Genomic DNA, 16,663 nt, shown 5'->3' on the forward strand with positions numbered 1-16,663 from the left:
GACCGTCTACGGACCCGAATGGAGACAGCCATGAAACCCCGTCTGTACAGACGGAGACGGCTTCCTCGCCTTCGCTGGGCCATCCGTCACCCGCGTAAGACCCTCAGGCGGAACCACGCAAAGGCGAATGCCGCGCTCGACCGCGAAGGCTTTGGGCTCTTCCAGATCGTGGGAATCTGCGCGTTCGTTGCCGTGGTCATCGGTTGGCTCACTGTTCAGTACATATCGCTCGCCCACTGATCCGGTTGCCGTGGCCAGCCCACATTCCTGTGCCAACCGGGCACGGCTACACCCGGCAGCCTCACGAACGGTCATCTCCGAGGGGCTCGACCCCCGTCGCCCCAAGGAGGTGACCACCAGTTGGGGCCCCTCCGGCCACCGAGGCCGACGTGTGCCGATAGCGCGGGCGAGCCCGTGGATACGCGACGGAGGGACCGGCGCCGCTGCTACCCCGGGCCGCCGTCACCTGTCCGACGGCGCGAGCAGCGCGCGCCCCGGCCGCCCTCGCTGGGGAGGGGGCGGCCGGCCCGCCGCCCATCGGATTGTCGGCCCCCCCGCAGGGCGAGCGCCGCCAAGCCCAGGAAGAAGACCACGGTATGAATGTCCAAGCACAGAAGCCACGGCCCACGAACAACCCTGCGCCCGTGACAGGAGACGCAGCAGAAACCCTCCGCATGCTCCGCTCGGACACGATGCGCCTGGGAAAGATCGACGGAGCGAAAGCCGCCGCTTCTCCTGCCGCCGTCAGCAACGGATACGACAGCGTCGACCAGTGCGTTCGCAAGTGGCTGCCCCTTGCCACGCGTCGCCGGAAAGCCGCCGAAAGATCACCGGCCGACCAAGCCCGCTGGGACCGCCTCATCGAAGCGGTCACGCGCCCGAGACGGCCATCAGACGTGACGTACGAAGGACTGGTCGTCCTGGTGAGCAGCGCGAGAGAGCTGCTGTGTGCGCTGCGCCGCACACAGCCGCCGTTCGTGTCCGTCGCCGAAGTCGCCGAGCGAATCGATCGCAGGATCAAAGTCGGCCTCTACCCTCCCGGCACCAACCTGTCCCCGAGCAGCATCGCCGCGGACCTGGAGCTCCCGCCCGACAGCGTGACCCTGGCCCTGATCGATCTCGCCGACAGCGGCGCGATCGAGCGGCGGCCGAACGGCCGGGCCCGAGTGCCCAAAACAGATCCCACCGTGCCTCTCCCGGCTGCCGGTGAGTAGGCATGACGCCGGGAGACACCAGCCCGTCGTCGGGACCGCCGGGGAACCGGTGCCGGGACATCGAGCACAAAGGCCGCGGCCGGAGCGGAGACGGCGACCACCGTGACCAGGCCCGCGACGTCCTCGCCGCCCTCGAACGGCCCATCGAGCTGCGACAGGAACTGACCGGCGCCCGGCGACCTTCCGCGCTGCTCGGCGAGCCCAGCTCTGCCCCTTGTGCCCTTCGAGAAGGGGTCATGTCCGACTTCACGCCTGCCACTAAGCTCACCGCGCCACGCTGTTGCTCAGCCGTACGTCCAGCGCTGGCCGGTCCCGCGGTACTCCTCTACAGGGATCGGTTGCACACCCGGTCGCATGCGCTCGCGGTACAGCACGCCGCCCAGGTGGTCGACCTCGTGGTGGACGAGCCGGGACAGGCCGTGGGTGAACCGCGACAGGTGGGTGGAGCCGTCGAGGCTGCTGTGAGCGACGACGATGCTCAGCGGGCGAGGCACGAGTCCTCGGACGTCGAAGAAGCTGAGGCAGCCTTCGTACTGCTCGTCCTCGTCCTCGGAGGCCTCGGCGACGTGGGCGTTCAGCAGCACGATGGGCTCTGTCCCGGCATCGGGTGGGAAGACGACGGCGGCGGAGCGGTCGATCCCGATCTGGGGGGCGGCGATGCCCATGCCCTTGCCGAACGTGTGAAGTTGGCGGACGCGGCCGACTGCGTCCATCAGCGAGGTGATGACCTCCTGGGCCTCTTCAGCCTCGGTGGGCAGGTCGAAGGGACGGGCGGCGCGGGTGAGGACGGGGTCGCCGTCCTGGACGATGCCGGCGTTGGCCATGGCCTGGCTCGCGGACAGGGTGCTCACGGGGTTGTTCGCTTTCTCGTCGGCTGCGTTCTTCAGGCGCCATTCGAGGCGGAAGCGGGCGTGCAGGGGCGGGTCCAGGGTGGCCCAGGAGAAGACGCTGTGCTCGCCTCGTTCCGTGCGCTGTGGTGGTGTGCGCAGTGGGGCGAAGTCGGCGCTCATGGAAGTCTCGGTTCCCCAGACGGACGGTTCACTGTCTCGGGGGAAAGACAGTTCCACAGCCAGACGCCGGGTGGGCAGTCGCACCGCGCGCTGGAACCAGGGACCCCATTTCTCGGCGCCGACGCAGTACGAGTAGGAGATCTCGGCTTCCTGGCCGGGGTAGAGAGGGAAGCGGCTCGTGGGGTTCTGGAACTGGAGCCACACCTCCTTGAACGCGTCCCGGTCGTGTTTGACGGTCCAGCCCATCGGCTCGTCCGCGCAATGCGCCGTGAGCTGGAGCTCTTCCCAGGTCAGAGGGTTGCGGCGGTAGAGGGCGTTGGACCGTTCCGGTTCGGAGGGGTATCGGTCGACGGCGATTCGTACGAGGTAGCGGGTGACGGGCTCGGTGCCGTTGTTGTGCAGGAGCCTGCGCATGCTGAGGTGGAAGCGTCCGTCGTCGTAGCGGAGCGCCGCCTCGTCCTCCAGAACCAGCAGGCCAGTGCCGGACGGCGGGTCGTTCTGCTCGGCCGCCTGCGGGGAAGCGTCGGTGCGCTGCCATGCCCGCCACAGTGCTCCGCCGGCGTCGAGTTCGGTGTCCGCCCGGCGGGCGAGCTGGGAGCTGCCGTGTTCCCGGCCGGCCTCAAGGTGGCTCACGTACGAGGGGTCGATGTTCAGGCGCTGGGCGAGAGCTGCCTTCGACAGGCCCCGCACGCTGCGCCAGTGCGTGAGTTCCGCAGCGAACGTCGCCCGCTCCTCCCTCTCCAAGGTGGCTTTCCTCTCCGAGAGTTGCTGACGATCGTGAGTGAGCGCTCCTCATGGTCGCCTCATCCTGCCCGGTTGAAGCCCAATGGTGCTAGGCAGCGGCCCCGGCGAACCTCCAGGACGGCGTACTCGTCGTCCTCCAACCGTTGCCACGGCGACCTCATCCGAAGTTCACGTTCCGTGTCACCACGAAGGATGCCCCGTGAAGGTGATCACCCGCTTGGTTCTGCAAACCAACAGGAGGCGCAGTGCCGCCGAGGGACAGAGGCCCACATGAGCCCAAACAGTACCTATTGGATGAACTACGTCATTGGCATCGCACAAAGGGCGCCACAATCAGGTCGGCGGGTGGGCGTTGCGCTCGTTTCTGAGCACAACGAGTTGATTTGCTCCGCCTTCGAGGGCGAAGCACGCGGCGCATCCTGGTATCGCATTCTGCGGCGCAGGATGCAAGAACTCGGAGCCTTCAGCGCACACAGCGTATACCTGACGATCAACACCCTGTCCGCGGCCGGGTCGTTTGAGCTCGCCGAGCTCCTGAAGGAAGTGCGCATCGACAGGATCTATATCGGTCTGCCAGACCCCGCGCTGATGAGTTACCTCGACGACGATCCCGTCACTGCACGAGGTCTCATACACCGCTTCCCCGACGATTTGCAGCGCCAGATCCTCGAGCAGAACCGACACTTCTACGCAGCGAGCGAGCAAAATATCGAATGCAACCCCCACTACTCCGCACATCGCATCAGTGAAGCCGTCTCCACCCGGCTAAAGTCAAAGGGTTTCGCGCTTTCCAGGAGTGATGTCAATGCGAACAGGGGGAGGATCGCGCTCGCTTCTCTAATCTGCCAGAGATATGGGATCGAGTGCAAAGATGCTGACCGCGCCGTAAACGACGCACTGTCCGAAGCCTTTGACGCGAAGTACGGCACCTATGACTACGCGTACGACGCTCGTGCCGCCAACTTGAAGTGGACCGACGACTTCATGTCGGTTTACAGGAGCTCGTCCACAAGGTCTCTGTCTACCGTTAACATCCTCAACGTCGGCGTCGGAGCCGGTTACGAAGCAGCAGCTTTGTTTTCAGATTGCCCGCAGATCACCTTCGTTGACATCGCGGAACGTGGACTTACGAATATAAGCGGTCGCATTCCCTCGTCGAGAACCGTCGTCTCCAGCGCCGAAGACCTGTCTGCCCTACCGGAAAACAGTTACGATCTGTATGTCTCCTTGAGGACGTACAACTCGTCGTTCTTCGATACATCCGCAGCGGCGTCAGAGGCGCACAGAGTACTGAAACCCGGCTCGGTCATTATCGTCTCCGTAGCCAACGGATTTCTGTATACTCAGCGGGGCTGCGTTGCGCCAGGACTGATCATCCCCGGCACTGACTTCGTCGACCTCTATCGCGGGATGGACACAGCCAATCTGATTGGCGCGGAGCTCGACTGTGCCGGATTCAAAGATATCCGAATGTTCCCAACAAGCACCGAGATCTACCTGTCAGCTGTCACCACCTAACGTTTCCACCGCCCCTCCAGCCGGCCACGTTCGCGACGTCCCATCAGTTCCGCGGGAAGGCTGAACCGCAGACAGCCGGGCGCGACCGAACTGTTCAGAGCGACCAGCGCGAAGGAAGGACTTCTGCCATGACCGGGCGAACGACTGTTGCCCATCGGATCCTGCAGTTCAACGAGGAACTTGCGGAAACGACGCTTGAACTGCCCCCCGGATTCACGGTCATCAACCCGTTCAACGGCCCCCAGAAGGAGCGTGTCCGCGAGGTCACGACGGCGTTCTACCACAAGTACTACGACGACGATAGGCCGCGCCGTCTGGTACTGGGCAGCTCGCCCGCCCGACGCGGAACGGCCGTGACCGGGGTCCCGTTCGAAGATGCCAAGCTCCTCGAAGACGAAACGGGAGTCGATGTCGACGGCTACGCGGTGAGCCGGCCTTCCGCCGACTTTCTGCACGACGTCATCAGCCGCTACGGGGGCCGCGGCAAGTTCTATGCCGACTTCGTCATGAGCTTTGTGTGTCCCCTTGGCCTGGTGAGAACGAACTCCAAGGGGAAAGAGGTCAACTGCAACTACTACGAGAACAAGAAGCTGCTGGAACTCCTGGGGTCTTTCCTCGTGGACGCCCTGAAACGCCAGCTGGCATTCGGTGTTGACGCCTCGGTGTGCTACTGCATTGGCAGTGGCGAAAACTTCGCATACCTGACGAAGGTGAACGAGGGCCAGCGCTTCTTCCGAAGGATCGTGCCCTTGGAGCACCCGCGTTTCATCACTCAATACAACCGGGATAGAGAGGAAGAGTTTGCCGAGAAGTATCTCAGCGCCTTCCGTGGACAAGGTGATTAGTCGTTGCGTCGTCCGGAACGCTTGCCCACCTCTCAGCTGAATAGACGAAAGTCTTAGATCCGAACGCGCTGGAACGAGAAGAAGGAGAGCAGTACATTGGCGGCAGAAGGCAGGCTCCTGGTCCACTTCAACCCGGAACGCGTGAGCGTCTACCGCTTCCAGGGCGGCGAGTTGAAACTACTCAAAAGGGAGCGGCTCGCGCTCGAAGGCAGCCGCGCGCACGAGGTGCTGGCAGAAAGGGTGGGCGAGTTCTGCGTCGGGCTCACGGAGTTCAGCGACGTCGTTGACAACAAGACCACGCGCCTGCACGCCACCGGGGTCTTTCAGCAGCTCCCGCAACCGGAAGCGGCCGCACTGGTCAACAGCCTCTATGTCGACACTGGCCTCTACTTCAACATAGTCGGGCCTGAGCTGGAGCAGTTCTACCTGGAAACAGGTATGGCCGCGTGCGGGTCGAACGACATGTTGGAGGGCCTGGCCCGTCGGGAATTCCGGAATGTTGTTGTCTGCGGCAGCTTCCAGCAGTCTCTGGGGTACATCGAGGACGTCATAGCCCGTCTGCGCGAAAGCGGTACCGCGGTGCTGAGCCCTCCTTCCACGAGGGTCAAGCCGGAGACCGTGGGTACCGACTTCATCCTCTTCGACTACCAGGATGTTCTGAAGAACGAACGCGATACGTGGCGGCACAAGTACGTGCACATGGACGCGTTCAGGCAAGCCGACGCTGTTGTCGTATGCAACCCCGGCGGTCTCGTCGGAAACGGCACAATCTTCGAGCTCGGCTTCATGTCCGCGCTTTCCAAGAGGGTCATCTTCACGGAGGAGCCCCTGGGCGTTTCTGTCTTGTTCCCCTGTGAGGTCGGACTGGAAGCCTGAGCACTCCCGCTGAGGGCTGCGGCATCCCACCCCGTTCTTGCATCCACGACCGAAACCCAGCGACGTTTCGGCGAACAGGCACAGGCCGGGAGCAGGTCTCCGGCTCACTCTCGCTCTCTGTCTAACCAGATCTCACTTCTCGGCTACGAAGATGCGGAAAGGACCCCAGCCGGTGCGTGATGCAGAACCCATCGATACAGTCCTCGACAGGCTGCGAGAGATCGTGGCGTCTGTCCTCGAAGTCGAGAAGGAGGGCATCGAGTCCAGTGCCCTGTTCTACGAGGAACTCGGGATGAGCTCCCTGGAGAAGGTTGCGATCACGGTCGCGATCGAGCGCGAGTTCGGAGCCCTGGACGCCGAGGAAGCAGCAGCCCTCACCAACCTGGACGGCGCAGCGTCCGTACTCTGCGAGCGTGCGACAAGCCTCCGCGCGGTCGACCTGCTCGACCACCTGGTGGCGGGTCATGTCTCCGCCGGCCGGGGCGAAAGGATCAGCTACCTCGACCCTCAGGCCGGGGAGATCACCTACGCCGCCCTCCTGGAGGCGGCACGTGGGTACGCGGGGGCCCTCAGGGCGGCAGGCGTGCCTGAGGGGGCCCGCGGCCTCCTGGTAGCCGATGACTCCGTGGCGACCGTCGTCGCCGTCCTCGGCCTGTGGTGGCACGGCTGTGTCCCCGTGGTGATCAGCCCGATGCTCACGGACGACGAAGTCCGCTACATCGCCGAGAACTGTGCCGCCGCGATGGTGCACCTTGACGCAGCCCCCGCGCGGCAGCGCGCCCTGGAGGAACTGTTCGGGACGACACCCCAGTTCGCCGGCGCGGACGTCCTCGCCGCTCTGGCCACGGCCGAGCCCGGCCCCGCACGCTGCCCGCAGGACGCCGGGCCCCCGGCCGCCTGGAGTGCAGGGCGTGAGGCGCTCGTGCAGTACACCTCCGGAAGCACCGGCATGCCCAAGGGAGTCCGGCACTCGGCGGGAGCGATCGCGGCCATGGTCGACGGCATCGGCACCGTACTGGCGCTGACTCCCGAGGACACCGTGCTCTCCAGCGCCCGGATGTCCTTCGGCTACGGATTCGGCAATTCCGTCCTGTGCCCTCTGGCGGCCGGCTCCCGCGTTGCGCTCATCAGCGGCACGGCCGACGTCTACTCACTCACCGCCGCTCTGCAACACCACCAACCCACCGTGCTGTTCTCCGTCCCACGGCTGTACGCCGCGCTACTCAACACATCCGAGACGGCGGCGGTCGACTCCGTGCGGCTGTGCGTGTCGGCGGGTGAGAATCTGCCCGCTCCGCTCAGCGAGCGGATCCGCACCGTCTTCCAGGCCGAGCTGCTCAACGGTCTCGGCGCCACCGAGGTGCTCTACACAGTCGTCGGCACCCCGCCGGGAAACGAGCGTCCGGGCACCTTCGGATTACCGCTGCCCGGGATAACCGCGACCATCCGCGCTGCGGACGGCACGCCCGTCGCCGATGGGGAGGAGGGCCGACTCCACATCGCCGGCCCGACCGTCGCCCTCGGCTACATCGGCCGCCCGGAGGCCGCAGCAGCCACCTTCGCCGACGGCGGCGCCTACACCGGCGACATGGTGCGCCGTGCGCCGGACGGCACGTTCACCCATCTCTGCCGCGCCGATGACCTGCTCAACCTGGGCGGCTACAAGGTCGCGCCGGGTGAGATCGAGAACGTCATCCGCGGCGCTGATGGGGTCCAGGACTGCGCGGTGGTCGGCGGCCGCGATGCTGACGGCTTGGAGCAGGCCGTGGCGTACCTGGTGGCCCGGCCGGGACTCGACACGGCCGTGGTGCGGCGCGCGGTGAACGCCGCGATCCGCAGCGGTCTCGCCGCCTACAAGCGGCCCGCCCGTCTGGAGTTCCGCGACGAGCTCCCCACCACGTCGACCGGCAAGCTGGCCGCCTTCAAGCTGCGGAAGGCGGCTACCCAACCGTGACCTGGGACATTACGGGCATGGCCGCCGTCGCCAACATCGGTGCCAGCCCCGAAGAGATATTTGCCGCGCTGTGCGCGGGCCAGGAGAGCCGTACGCCTCTGCGAGCATTCGACCGCGACCAGTACAGGGCGGCATATGCCTACGAGATCGACGACCGGCCCGAGGGCGGTGGCGACATCCCGCGGCGCGCCACCCGCTGGCTCACCACCGTGGTCCGTCAGGCAGTCGCTGACGCGGGCCTGGACGAGGACCTGTCCCAGGTACCCGTGCTCGTCGGGACCACCATGCGCGAGCAGCGCAGCCTCGAACTGTGGTGGCGTGATGACGCGGAAGTCGCCCTCGAAGACCTGTACTTCGGCACCGCTCTGCGGGCGGCCTTCGGAGCGTCCACCACGTACACCTTCGCCAACGCCTGCTCCGCCACGCTGTACGCGCTCGGCATGGCCACCGACATGATCGAGGCCGGCATGGCCGACACGGTCGTCGTCGCCGGCACCGACGCCGTGACCGAGAGCGGCTTCGGCATGCTCGACCGGGTGCAGAACGACATCCCCGACGCGCTGTGCCCTTTCGACGCTTCGCACAAGGGCATGCTGATGGGTGAGGGCGCGGCAGCCGTCGTCGTCCAGCGCGCCAGCACCGGGAGAGGGCTCGTGCACGCCCGGGTGCGCGGTGTGTCCATGAACTGCGACGCCCACCACGCCACCGCGCCCGACCCCGACGGCATCACCCGCGCGGTCCAGGACGCCTACCGCAGGGCCGCGGTACGGGCGCAGGACATCGACCTGGTGATGCTGCACGGCAGCGGCACCCCCCTCAACGACGCGACGGAGTCGAGCGTCCTGCACCGCATCTTCGACGGCTCCGGACCCGGTCCGCGGATGACCGCCATCAAGGCGATGACCGGCCACACCCTGGGCGGTTCGGGACTGCTCAGCCTCGTGATGGCGGTGCTCGCCATGAAGGAAGGGACGGTACCTCCGGTCCTGGGACTCACCGACCCGATCCCCGAGGCCACGGGACTGGGCCTGGTGCAGGGCACCCCCGCAACCGGCGACCTGATCATCGCGCAAGTCGATGCCTTCGGCTTCGGAGGGATCAACGCCGTCGCGATCGTGGAGGCAGCCCGATGAGCACGACGAGCACCGCGCACATGAGGAACCCGAACGTCCGGGAGGTCGCCGTCACGGGCATCGGGCTGGCGCTCCCAGGGGTCGCGACCTACGGCGACCTCCTCGGACCGCTGCCCGGCGAGGGCGGCTTCGACCCGGCAACCGGACTCAGCGGACGCGAGCTGCGCCACAAGGACCGCGCGTCCCGGCTCGCCCTGCGGGCCGCCGAGTTCGCCCTCCACGACGCGGGTCTGACCGACGCCGACGCCACGTTCACGGGCGTGGCCGATGCGACCGCCGTCGTGGTCAGCACCAACTTCGGCAATGCGGACAGCATCTGCGAAGCCACCGACACCATCGCCCGGGAAGGCGTCAGGGGCCTCAGCCCCTTGGGCCTGCCCCAGACCTCAAGCAACGTCATCGCCGGCTGGGTGGCCATCCGCTACGGGCTGCGCGGCCCCAACCTCACCATCTGCAACGGCACCACGAGCGGTCTGGACGCCCTCGCCTGGGCCCGCAACCTCATCGTGGCCGGGCGCGCCGAAGCAGCCGTCGTCGTCGGCGTCGAACCGGCCAACGAGGTGGCGACGAGGCTGCTCGGCGAGCAGTCAACCGACGCGGCGGTCGCGATCGTACTCGAGTCAGCGGACGCAGCCGCTTCCCGTGGCGCGCGGCCGCGCGCCACGATCGCCGGGTACGCACGGGCCCGGGACCTCGCTGCGGCGCTGACCTCCGCCGGAGTGACGGAGGAGAAGTCCGTCGGACTGTGGCTCGTCGACGAGGCGGGTGCCGACGCGTGCCAGCTGCTCGCAGCCACTCGCCAGATCGACCTGGAAGCCCAGCTGGGCCCGCTGTCCGGAGCGCTGGGCGTCCTGCAGTGCGCTGCCGCGGCTGCCCATCTGGAGAGCGACGCCACCACCGGGAACGTGCTCGCCACAGCTGGAGGCCCTCACCACGACGCGGCAGCCGCTCTGCTGCTGACCCCTTGACCGCAGTCGTCCATCCACGTAGGAGCCAGGGGAACACCAATGACCACTGCGTCCGTGAACATCGAGGAGCTCCGCGCTCTGATAGCCGGAGCACTGGAGATCGAACCCGAGGAGGTCACCGACCAGGCGCACTTCACCGACGAACTCGAGATCGACTCGCTGCTGATGCTCGAGATCTCTACCCGCGTGGAGAACGCGTACAACGTCCCGGAGAACACCGTGGTCATCAGCGGTGCCAGGACCCTCGCCGAACTGCACGCCTTCGTCATCTCGAAGCGCGTCGGAGAAACGTCGGCCGACCCGGTCATCCGCCCGAAGCCGCTGAGCGCCCCAGCGGCGCGCCTGTTCCTGTTCCACCACGCCGGCGGCTCACACCTGCTCTACCGAGGCTGGCCGGAACACTTCCCCCAGGACTGGGACCTCTGCCTCCTGGAGGCCCCCGGCCGCGGCCAGCTGCAGACACTCCCGCTGATCGACGACTGCGACCGGCTGGTCGACTACTTCCACAACGCCATCGCTCCCCTGCTCGACCGGCCCTTCGGGTTCTTCGGCCACAGCCTGGGCGCCCTCATCGCCTACCAGCTCACCCGCCGACTCCACCACGAGGGGAGCCCGCTCCCCACCTGGCTGGGTGTGTCCGCCTTCGGCGCCCCGCGAGTCGAGGCCGGCACCGACGACCGCCCTCACCTGATGTCCGACGACGAACTGCGCAGCTGGCTGCGGAACATCGGCGGCAGCACACCGCAGCTCCTCGACAACGACGCCGTCTGGCCCACGTTCGCCCCTGTGTTTCGCAGCGACTTCAAACTCCTGGACACCTGGGCGCCTCCCCACGACCCCGAGCCGCTGCCCGTTCCGCTCTCGGTGTTCGGGGGCCGCCACGACAAGCTGACCGGCGAGGACCGCCTGCTCTCCTGGCAAGCGTTCACCACGCACTTCCGCGGACTCGAGAGGTACGAGGGCGACCACTTCTACGTGATGGACCGCCGGCAGCCTCTCGCTGCCGCCATCACGGCCGCGATGCGTTCCGCCGCTGCATGAGCTCCCTTTCACCACCACGCCACTCGCTGGGTGATCAATCCCAACGGGGTTCCCGCGGAGGGCGCGGCGGCGGGCCCTCAGGCGTCGGGATCGACTTCGGGGTGCGTGAACCGCACAGGCCTGCCCAGCGCCCGGGCGTAGGCGATCTCGGCCCGGGTGCTGTCTCCGATGTAGTCGCCGACCACGAGCACCTCATCAGCGAGCCGGATCTTCGACCGGTGCAGTTCGTCGAGTCGAACCTTCAGCGCCTCAGCCTCGACAGGATCGGACCACAGCGCGTGCGGCGACTTCAGATCGCAACCCGGCTTGACGACAATCCTCCCGGCCTTGGTCTCCCGCAGATCGGCCTCCGCCATCTCGGCCATGAAGCGAGTGGAGCCGCAGATCGCGACGATACGCGGGAAGCCCAGCTGCCTCTTCGCATCGGCGAGCATCTCCTCGGGGGTGATCACTTGCGGGGACGACACTGGTTCCTCCTGGTGGTGCGGCCCGAGGGGTGCCCGCGGAGACGAAAACGAAGGCATCCAAGATCATCTCTTGGCGAACGACGTGGACACCCGCGCGCCCGCACTCTATGCGACGAGCACCCCTACCTGGTGCCGCGCCGCCCGCCGGCCAGCCCTACGCCCCGCCTCTGCGATGCCGAACCGGTCACCCTCACCACGAGAAGCCGGTGTCGGTTACCGCGTTCAACGCCTCGATCAGCCGATTCACGCGGCAGGGCGCTGCGGTGTCGGCTCGACCGGCCGGTCCCCCGCCGGCAGCTGGTGGTGGTGCCGGGTCGGGCTCGGGTACTGCCACAACCCGAACGAGGGTGGCGCAAGCAGATGACCGCATTGACGGAGCGTTGTCCGCCGGCGACCTTGCGGCGCCGCGCTGCACCCGGCGCGGCCCGCCGCAGCTGGCGGCCGCGGTTCATGCCCGCGTCCTGATCGACCCGACCACCTGCCGCCCGCTCAGCATCTGAGCACTTCGCTGCGCTTCGACGAGGAGACCATGTCCACCGCATCTCACCAACCCCCCACCAACCCTGTCGCCGCGCCTTCCACACCCGGCCGCACCGCGGAGGGGGCACAGATCAAGGCGGTCGCCGACACGCTCGTGCTCGCGTACGGGATGCACCCGGTAGACATCACGCGTATCCCGGAGGGCACCGCGACGAACAACTACGCCGTCGTGGACCAGGCGGGCCGGCGGCACTTCGCCAAGGTCTACCGAACTCGGGAGCACTTGGATCTGGAGCGGGCGTCGGTCGAACTGTCCGAGTACTGCGCCGACGGAGGTGTCGCGACCGCGCGGGCAACCCGCACGCGCGAGCACGAACTCATCGCGACCCAAGGCCCCCTGCCGATGTCCCTGTGGTCGTACGTGCCGCACACCGCGACCGCCGAAGGCGGCCTGAGGGGTGCACGGTGGGCAGCCGTCGGCACAGCGATGGGCCGCCTCCACAGTCGGCTCGCCGCTCACCCCGCCGCCGCACCCACCCTGAAACCTGGCGCCGCTGTGTGTGACGTGGCTACCGCACGAGACAGCTATGAGGGTCTGATTCTCGCGTTCCAGAGCAAGCCCAGGCTTGGGGAGTTCGAGGCATGGTCGCTGCAGGCGACGCGTGAACGGCAAGCTCTCTTCGGTGGCGTCGATCGCATCCTCGCTTCGCTTCCACCGCTGACGGTCCAGATCCTGCACGGCGACCTGTCCGGCCCCAACGTCTTGTTGAAGGACGACGATGCTGCCGCGTTCGTGGACTTCCGACCGCCCACACCCTGGTACCTCGCCTGGGAAATCGCCCGTCTGGGCTGTGACCCCAGCAGCGTGCTGGCCAACGGTGTGGAGGGCTGGCTCACCGGATACACCGATCTCACCCTGGCCTACCGGGACGCCAACCCCAAGGCGTCCGTGAACGACCTCGTGTCCTCGCTCCGTGTCGGCTGTGCAGCCGTGCTCTGCTCGACGTTTCCGTTCTCGGCACCAGTGAAGCGTCCGCACATCGTCGATGCCGCACTTGAGTCCTACGGCAGGGCGCGGCACGAGGCCGATCTGATGCTGCTGGACCAGCTACCTGTCTTGGAGGAGGCCCTGCGTGACGCTCTTCGCTGAGTTCATGACTCTCATGGCCACGCAAACCGAAGCCCTGGACAGCGCACCCGACAGTCCGGGCCTGCTGTAGCAGCATGGCAGGCCGGAGGCCTCCATCTGGTGGGCGCGGTAGTGCAGCCAAGGTCGCACGCGGCGAGGTGTCTCGTCGGTGGTGGGCTGGTTGCCGAAGCCGTCGTAGGGACCGGGTGCTGCGCATGCGGAAGGCGCGGCCGCTGCGCCCCAGAGAGCGGAGGTGGCGGCCGCGGCGGGTCAGGAGGACTGGGCGGCGATCATCTGGTGAGCTGGTCCACCCGAAGCAGGTCGTCCGGGCCGATGTGGATCGCGGCGACGTCGGCGAGCCACTGCATCCATACCGGCTCGATGCCGGGCGCAGCCTGGAACTCAACTTCCGTGATGCGCCCCTTGGCGTAGGCGACCGTCCGGTCTGCCAATTCCTGCAGGGCGTCGGGCGTGATCCAGCGGACGTTCTTCGTCTCGCGGGCGCTCGGGGTGAGGTCACCGGTGACGGTGGCCTAGTAGATGGTCCAGTCGTGGCCGGTGCCGCGTGCGCCGGGGAGGCGGCGGCATGGGTTGCCCCGCCAACAGCCGGTGACGTGGGTGAGGCCGGTGACGGTGAGGCCGAGTTCTTCCTCGACCTCGGCGCGGCCCGCGTCCTCGGCGGTCCCGTGGTCGTCGATGTGGCCGGCGGCTGGTGCCGTGCCGGGCGGGAAGGTGGCGCGGTCGAACATCAGGAAACGGCCCTCGTGATCGGTGATGACGATGCCGACCGAGGTGTTGTCGCAGGGGGTCTTCATGGTCTCGCTCCTCGTGGGTCCTGAACGTCACCGGCGCACGGTGGCACGCCCTGCTTCGCGGAAATCCTGCCAGGGCCAGCGCACCTCGTACGTGGACCACTCCATGCTGGCCCGACCTCCCAGGTCCGGCTCGCCGGGGAACGCGGGAGCCGGCGCCGAGGCCGTCGCGCCGAGCTCGGGGTGGGGCAGGGGTCACAGGGTGTCGGCCTCGGGGTGCGGGGCGAAGGACAGGGTTGGGACGGCGTGTGGTCCGCACAGCGGTCGCAGCGTCGTGCCGCTCCCGTACGAACCGCAGGACTTGCCCGAGCTCCCGGTGCGCTGGGTGGACCGCGACGAACTCGCGGTCCTGGACACCCCCGCCAACACCAAGGTCCTCGGAACTCACCTCTTCGACGTCATCGATGCCGCCACACGACCGAACTCCGCAGCCGCAGAGAGGAGCCGTCCGCTTACGGCGTATGCGGATCCACCCACGCCCGGCTACCTCGCCTGGGACATCGCTCGTCTTGGCTGTGACCCCAAGAGCGTGCTGGACGACAGTGCGGAGAGCTGGCTCACCGGATACACCGCGCGGGGGCGACCGTGGCCATGCCCTCATCCTACCCGAGGAACCCGGGGCGGCACCGCGTTCCGCCATCGAATCCGTCGCGGACACGCCCCGTCTGTGAGCTGCGGTGATGGTGAGGTCACAGGCCGGTGAGGATCCGCGCCAACTCGTCAACGAGCACGATGAGTCCCGTACGTTCGGCTCCGTGACGGCCGCGGCGAAACCCGCGTCGGCGGCCGCCGTAGGCGGCCTGGACCGCACTGAGCTGCGCCCACCGCCGTGCGCGTTCCCGATCGAGCTCGGCGGCACTGGTGAAGGCGTCGAGGGTGCGGTCGATTCCCCTGGCCAGGTCCCCCTGCTCGGCGAGGACGACCGACCGGGACTTGGTCAGCGTGCCGCAGTCGTACGCCCGGTCACCCACCCAGCCCTTCGGGTCGACGGCCAACCAGGGCTCTCGGGTACCCGCCAGGATGTTCCGCGCGTTCAGGTCGCCGTGGATGAGGGTGTCCGGCTGGTGGAGCGCGAGCTCGCGAACCGTCGCCGTCGCGGCCTGCACCGTCCAGGACGGCAGAGCGTCGGGGAAGTCCCGGGCGTCCTGACGCAGTTGCTCCTCCCACTCGGCGGCCCGGTCTTGAAGCCGGGGCAGTCCGGCTGGCGCGGGGACGGCGAGGCGACTGCTGACGCTCCCCGCGATCGCCGCCACCTCTTCGCCCTGCGCGGCCTGGGCCAGCGTCGTGAGGTGCGCCCGCTCCAGGAGCATGGCGTACCGGTCATCGTCCCGCTCGTGCAGCAGGACCGCTCCGCGCCCGCCCCAGGCCGAGAGCGCGTCCGGCTCGAACCGATTCTCGGGATGGGTGCCGGGGCGTCCGGCGGTGGCCGACCAGCGCCGGACGCCCGGCGGTTCAGGCGCCGGCCGCGGCAAGCGCGGCGTCGCGCTCCAGGAGCGGGTAGTCGAGGAGCTTGTTGACGATCTGGTGTTCGGCGAGGAGCCGTTCGGCCTGCTGGAGCAGGACAGTGTCGCCGAGCTCGGTCAGGTGTACCCCATCGCTCCACAGGCCGCCCGGGTCCTCGCCGCCGGCGACGGCACCAGCAGGGGCAAGGTGCCGGGCGGCTGCGGTGAAGGGCGTCCAGACGTCCGGGAACTGCGCGCCGTGCGCGGCGGCGGCCGCGCGGGCGGCGTCGTTGTAGAGGGCGAGTTCGGTGTTCATGGCGGCCACGGTGCCGGGGTCCTCGACGGGCCCGAACGGGGTCTCGCTCACGACGATGATCGTGCGGGTGTAGCCGCCGAGCCGGTCGAGCATCGCGTCGAAGTGGCGGGTGTACTCGTCGAGGTCGACCGCCTCCGGCATCCGGTTCTGGAAGCGGCGCCAGACGTCGTTGATCCCCGCGCCGAGGAAGGCCAGGTCGTAGTCGGTGCCGGTGGTGGCCCGGTCGCCTTCGACGATGCGGAGGCCGCTGGTGAGGGGGCGGCGCCGTGCCGGGGCGCAGTCGGAGCGCCACCGCGAAGAGGTGGCGCTCCGGCGTGATGGGGTCTGGATCCGCGACGCCAGAATCGAGTGACCTGCTTCTTGGTCAGAGCCTCGACCGTCCCGGCCCCGATGACTTGGGCCTGGGGCCGCCAGTCGGCCCCAGTTCCTGACCTACGCGCGCACAGGATGCGATCGCATAGGGCCCAAAGGTCTATTCCACGGCGCGCGGTGCCCACCAGCATGCGACCGAGGCTGACATGCATGGCGAGCTACAGACATTCAGGAGCTAAGGGATTCGACAAGATGTCGATAGCGATCGACTGGGCAAGTGAGTGGCGGCTCACCCCAAAGAGCGGAAGATCCTGATTGACGAGTCGATACGCCAGTCGTTAGGCTTTCAGAGTGAGCTTTGATAGGCGAACCGGAGCATCACCCATGAGGACTTGACACACA

15 protein-coding genes are annotated in these 16,663 nt (G+C 67.6%); 9 read left to right on the plus strand and 6 right to left on the minus strand.

The annotated features are described in order from the left end of the window. Positions 1-644 precede the first annotated feature (644 nt). Positions 645-1,214, plus strand: a complete 570-nt coding sequence (locus K9S39_RS05620; RefSeq protein ID WP_248862258.1) for a GntR family transcriptional regulator — start codon at positions 645-647, stop codon at positions 1,212-1,214. 284 nt (positions 1,215-1,498) lie between these two features. Here the strand turns inward: K9S39_RS05620 and K9S39_RS05625 are convergent, their stop codons facing one another. Continuing rightward, positions 1,499-2,968 (minus strand): peptide deformylase, encoded by a 1,470-nt coding sequence (locus K9S39_RS05625; RefSeq protein WP_248862259.1) that lies wholly within the window; start codon positions 2,966-2,968, stop codon positions 1,499-1,501. Positions 2,969-3,262: 294 nt separating this feature from the next. Between K9S39_RS05625 and K9S39_RS05630 the strand changes: the two genes are divergently transcribed. The 7 genes from K9S39_RS05630 (at position 3,263) to K9S39_RS05660 (ending at position 11,303) form a co-directional block, all read left to right on the plus strand. Continuing rightward, on the plus strand, positions 3,263-4,486 hold the full coding sequence (locus K9S39_RS05630) for a class I SAM-dependent methyltransferase (RefSeq protein ID WP_248862260.1): 1,224 nt from the start codon (positions 3,263-3,265) through the stop codon (positions 4,484-4,486). Between the two features lie 128 nt (positions 4,487-4,614). Then, complete coding sequence (locus K9S39_RS05635; protein ID WP_248862261.1) at positions 4,615-5,331, plus strand: uracil-DNA glycosylase family protein; 717 nt, start codon at positions 4,615-4,617, stop codon at positions 5,329-5,331. Between the two features lie 96 nt (positions 5,332-5,427). Further along, a complete protein-coding gene (locus K9S39_RS05640; RefSeq protein ID WP_248862262.1) occupies positions 5,428-6,207 on the plus strand; it encodes a nucleoside 2-deoxyribosyltransferase in 780 nt (259 codons plus the stop codon). 172 nt (positions 6,208-6,379) lie between these two features. Then, entirely contained in the window at positions 6,380-8,161 is a 1,782-nt protein-coding gene (locus tag K9S39_RS05645) for an AMP-binding protein (protein ID WP_248862263.1), read from the plus strand. Further along, positions 8,158-9,294 carry a beta-ketoacyl synthase N-terminal-like domain-containing protein gene (locus K9S39_RS05650; RefSeq protein ID WP_248862264.1) on the plus strand — a complete coding sequence of 379 codons (1,137 nt, stop codon included), beginning with the start codon at positions 8,158-8,160 and terminating at the stop codon, positions 9,292-9,294. The genes K9S39_RS05645 and K9S39_RS05650 overlap by 4 nt, the downstream gene beginning before the upstream one ends. Next, a complete protein-coding gene (locus tag K9S39_RS05655; RefSeq protein ID WP_248862265.1) occupies positions 9,291-10,262 on the plus strand; it encodes a beta-ketoacyl synthase N-terminal-like domain-containing protein in 972 nt (323 codons plus the stop codon). Before K9S39_RS05650 ends, K9S39_RS05655 begins: the two co-directional genes overlap by 4 nt. 39 nt (positions 10,263-10,301) lie before the next feature. Next, positions 10,302-11,303: a thioesterase domain-containing protein gene (locus K9S39_RS05660; protein ID WP_248862266.1), complete on the plus strand. Its 1,002-nt coding sequence runs from the start codon at positions 10,302-10,304 to the stop codon at positions 11,301-11,303. 77 nt (positions 11,304-11,380) lie between these two features. On the opposite strand, the gene K9S39_RS05665 is transcribed toward K9S39_RS05660, so the two are convergent. Then, positions 11,381-11,770 (minus strand): hypothetical protein, encoded by a 390-nt coding sequence (locus tag K9S39_RS05665; RefSeq protein ID WP_248862267.1) that lies wholly within the window; start codon positions 11,768-11,770, stop codon positions 11,381-11,383. A 529-nt stretch (positions 11,771-12,299) separates the two neighbouring features. Between K9S39_RS05665 and K9S39_RS05670 the strand changes: the two genes are divergently transcribed. Then, positions 12,300-13,400 carry a phosphotransferase enzyme family protein gene (locus tag K9S39_RS05670; protein WP_248862268.1) on the plus strand — a complete coding sequence of 367 codons (1,101 nt, stop codon included), beginning with the start codon at positions 12,300-12,302 and terminating at the stop codon, positions 13,398-13,400. A gap of 269 nt (positions 13,401-13,669) precedes the next feature. Here K9S39_RS05670 and K9S39_RS05675 read toward each other — a convergent pair whose 3' ends face one another. From K9S39_RS05675 to K9S39_RS05690, 4 genes are all read right to left on the minus strand, one after another. Next, positions 13,670-13,831, minus strand: coding sequence for a hypothetical protein (locus tag K9S39_RS05675; RefSeq protein ID WP_248862269.1), 162 nt, complete (start codon positions 13,829-13,831; stop codon positions 13,670-13,672). 81 nt (positions 13,832-13,912) lie between these two features. Beyond that, entirely contained in the window at positions 13,913-14,194 is a 282-nt protein-coding gene (locus K9S39_RS05680; RefSeq protein WP_248862270.1) for an NUDIX hydrolase, read from the minus strand. Between the two features lie 686 nt (positions 14,195-14,880). Beyond that, the gene (locus K9S39_RS05685; protein WP_248862271.1) at positions 14,881-15,663 is read right to left on the minus strand and encodes an aminoglycoside phosphotransferase family protein; all 783 of its coding nucleotides are present in this window, start codon (positions 15,661-15,663) and stop codon (positions 14,881-14,883) included. After that, positions 15,644-16,363 carry an SGNH/GDSL hydrolase family protein gene (locus tag K9S39_RS05690; RefSeq protein WP_319949627.1) on the minus strand — a complete coding sequence of 240 codons (720 nt, stop codon included), beginning with the start codon at positions 16,361-16,363 and terminating at the stop codon, positions 15,644-15,646. Before K9S39_RS05690 ends, K9S39_RS05685 begins: the two co-directional genes overlap by 20 nt. Between the last annotated feature and the right edge of the window lie 300 nt (positions 16,364-16,663).

The organism is Streptomyces halobius (assembly GCF_023277745.1).
Taxonomy (GTDB): domain Bacteria; phylum Actinomycetota; class Actinomycetes; order Streptomycetales; family Streptomycetaceae; genus Streptomyces; species Streptomyces halobius.

What these genes read in the sequence shown, in the direction of transcription:
- K9S39_RS05660 (WP_248862266.1), top strand. Translation starts at nt 10,302, where the DNA reads ATGACCACTGCGTCCGTGAACATCGAGGAGCTCCGCGCTCTGATAGCC.
- K9S39_RS05630 (WP_248862260.1), top strand. Translation starts at nt 3,263, where the DNA reads ATGAACTACGTCATTGGCATCGCACAAAGGGCGCCACAATCAGGTCGG.
- K9S39_RS05680 (WP_248862270.1), bottom strand. Translation starts at nt 14,194, where the DNA reads ATGAAGACCCCCTGCGACAACACCTCGGTCGGCATCGTCATCACCGAT.
- K9S39_RS05655 (WP_248862265.1), top strand. Translation starts at nt 9,291, where the DNA reads ATGAGCACGACGAGCACCGCGCACATGAGGAACCCGAACGTCCGGGAG.
- K9S39_RS05635 (WP_248862261.1), top strand. Translation starts at nt 4,615, where the DNA reads ATGACCGGGCGAACGACTGTTGCCCATCGGATCCTGCAGTTCAACGAG.
- K9S39_RS05670 (WP_248862268.1), top strand. Translation starts at nt 12,300, where the DNA reads ATGTCCACCGCATCTCACCAACCCCCCACCAACCCTGTCGCCGCGCCT.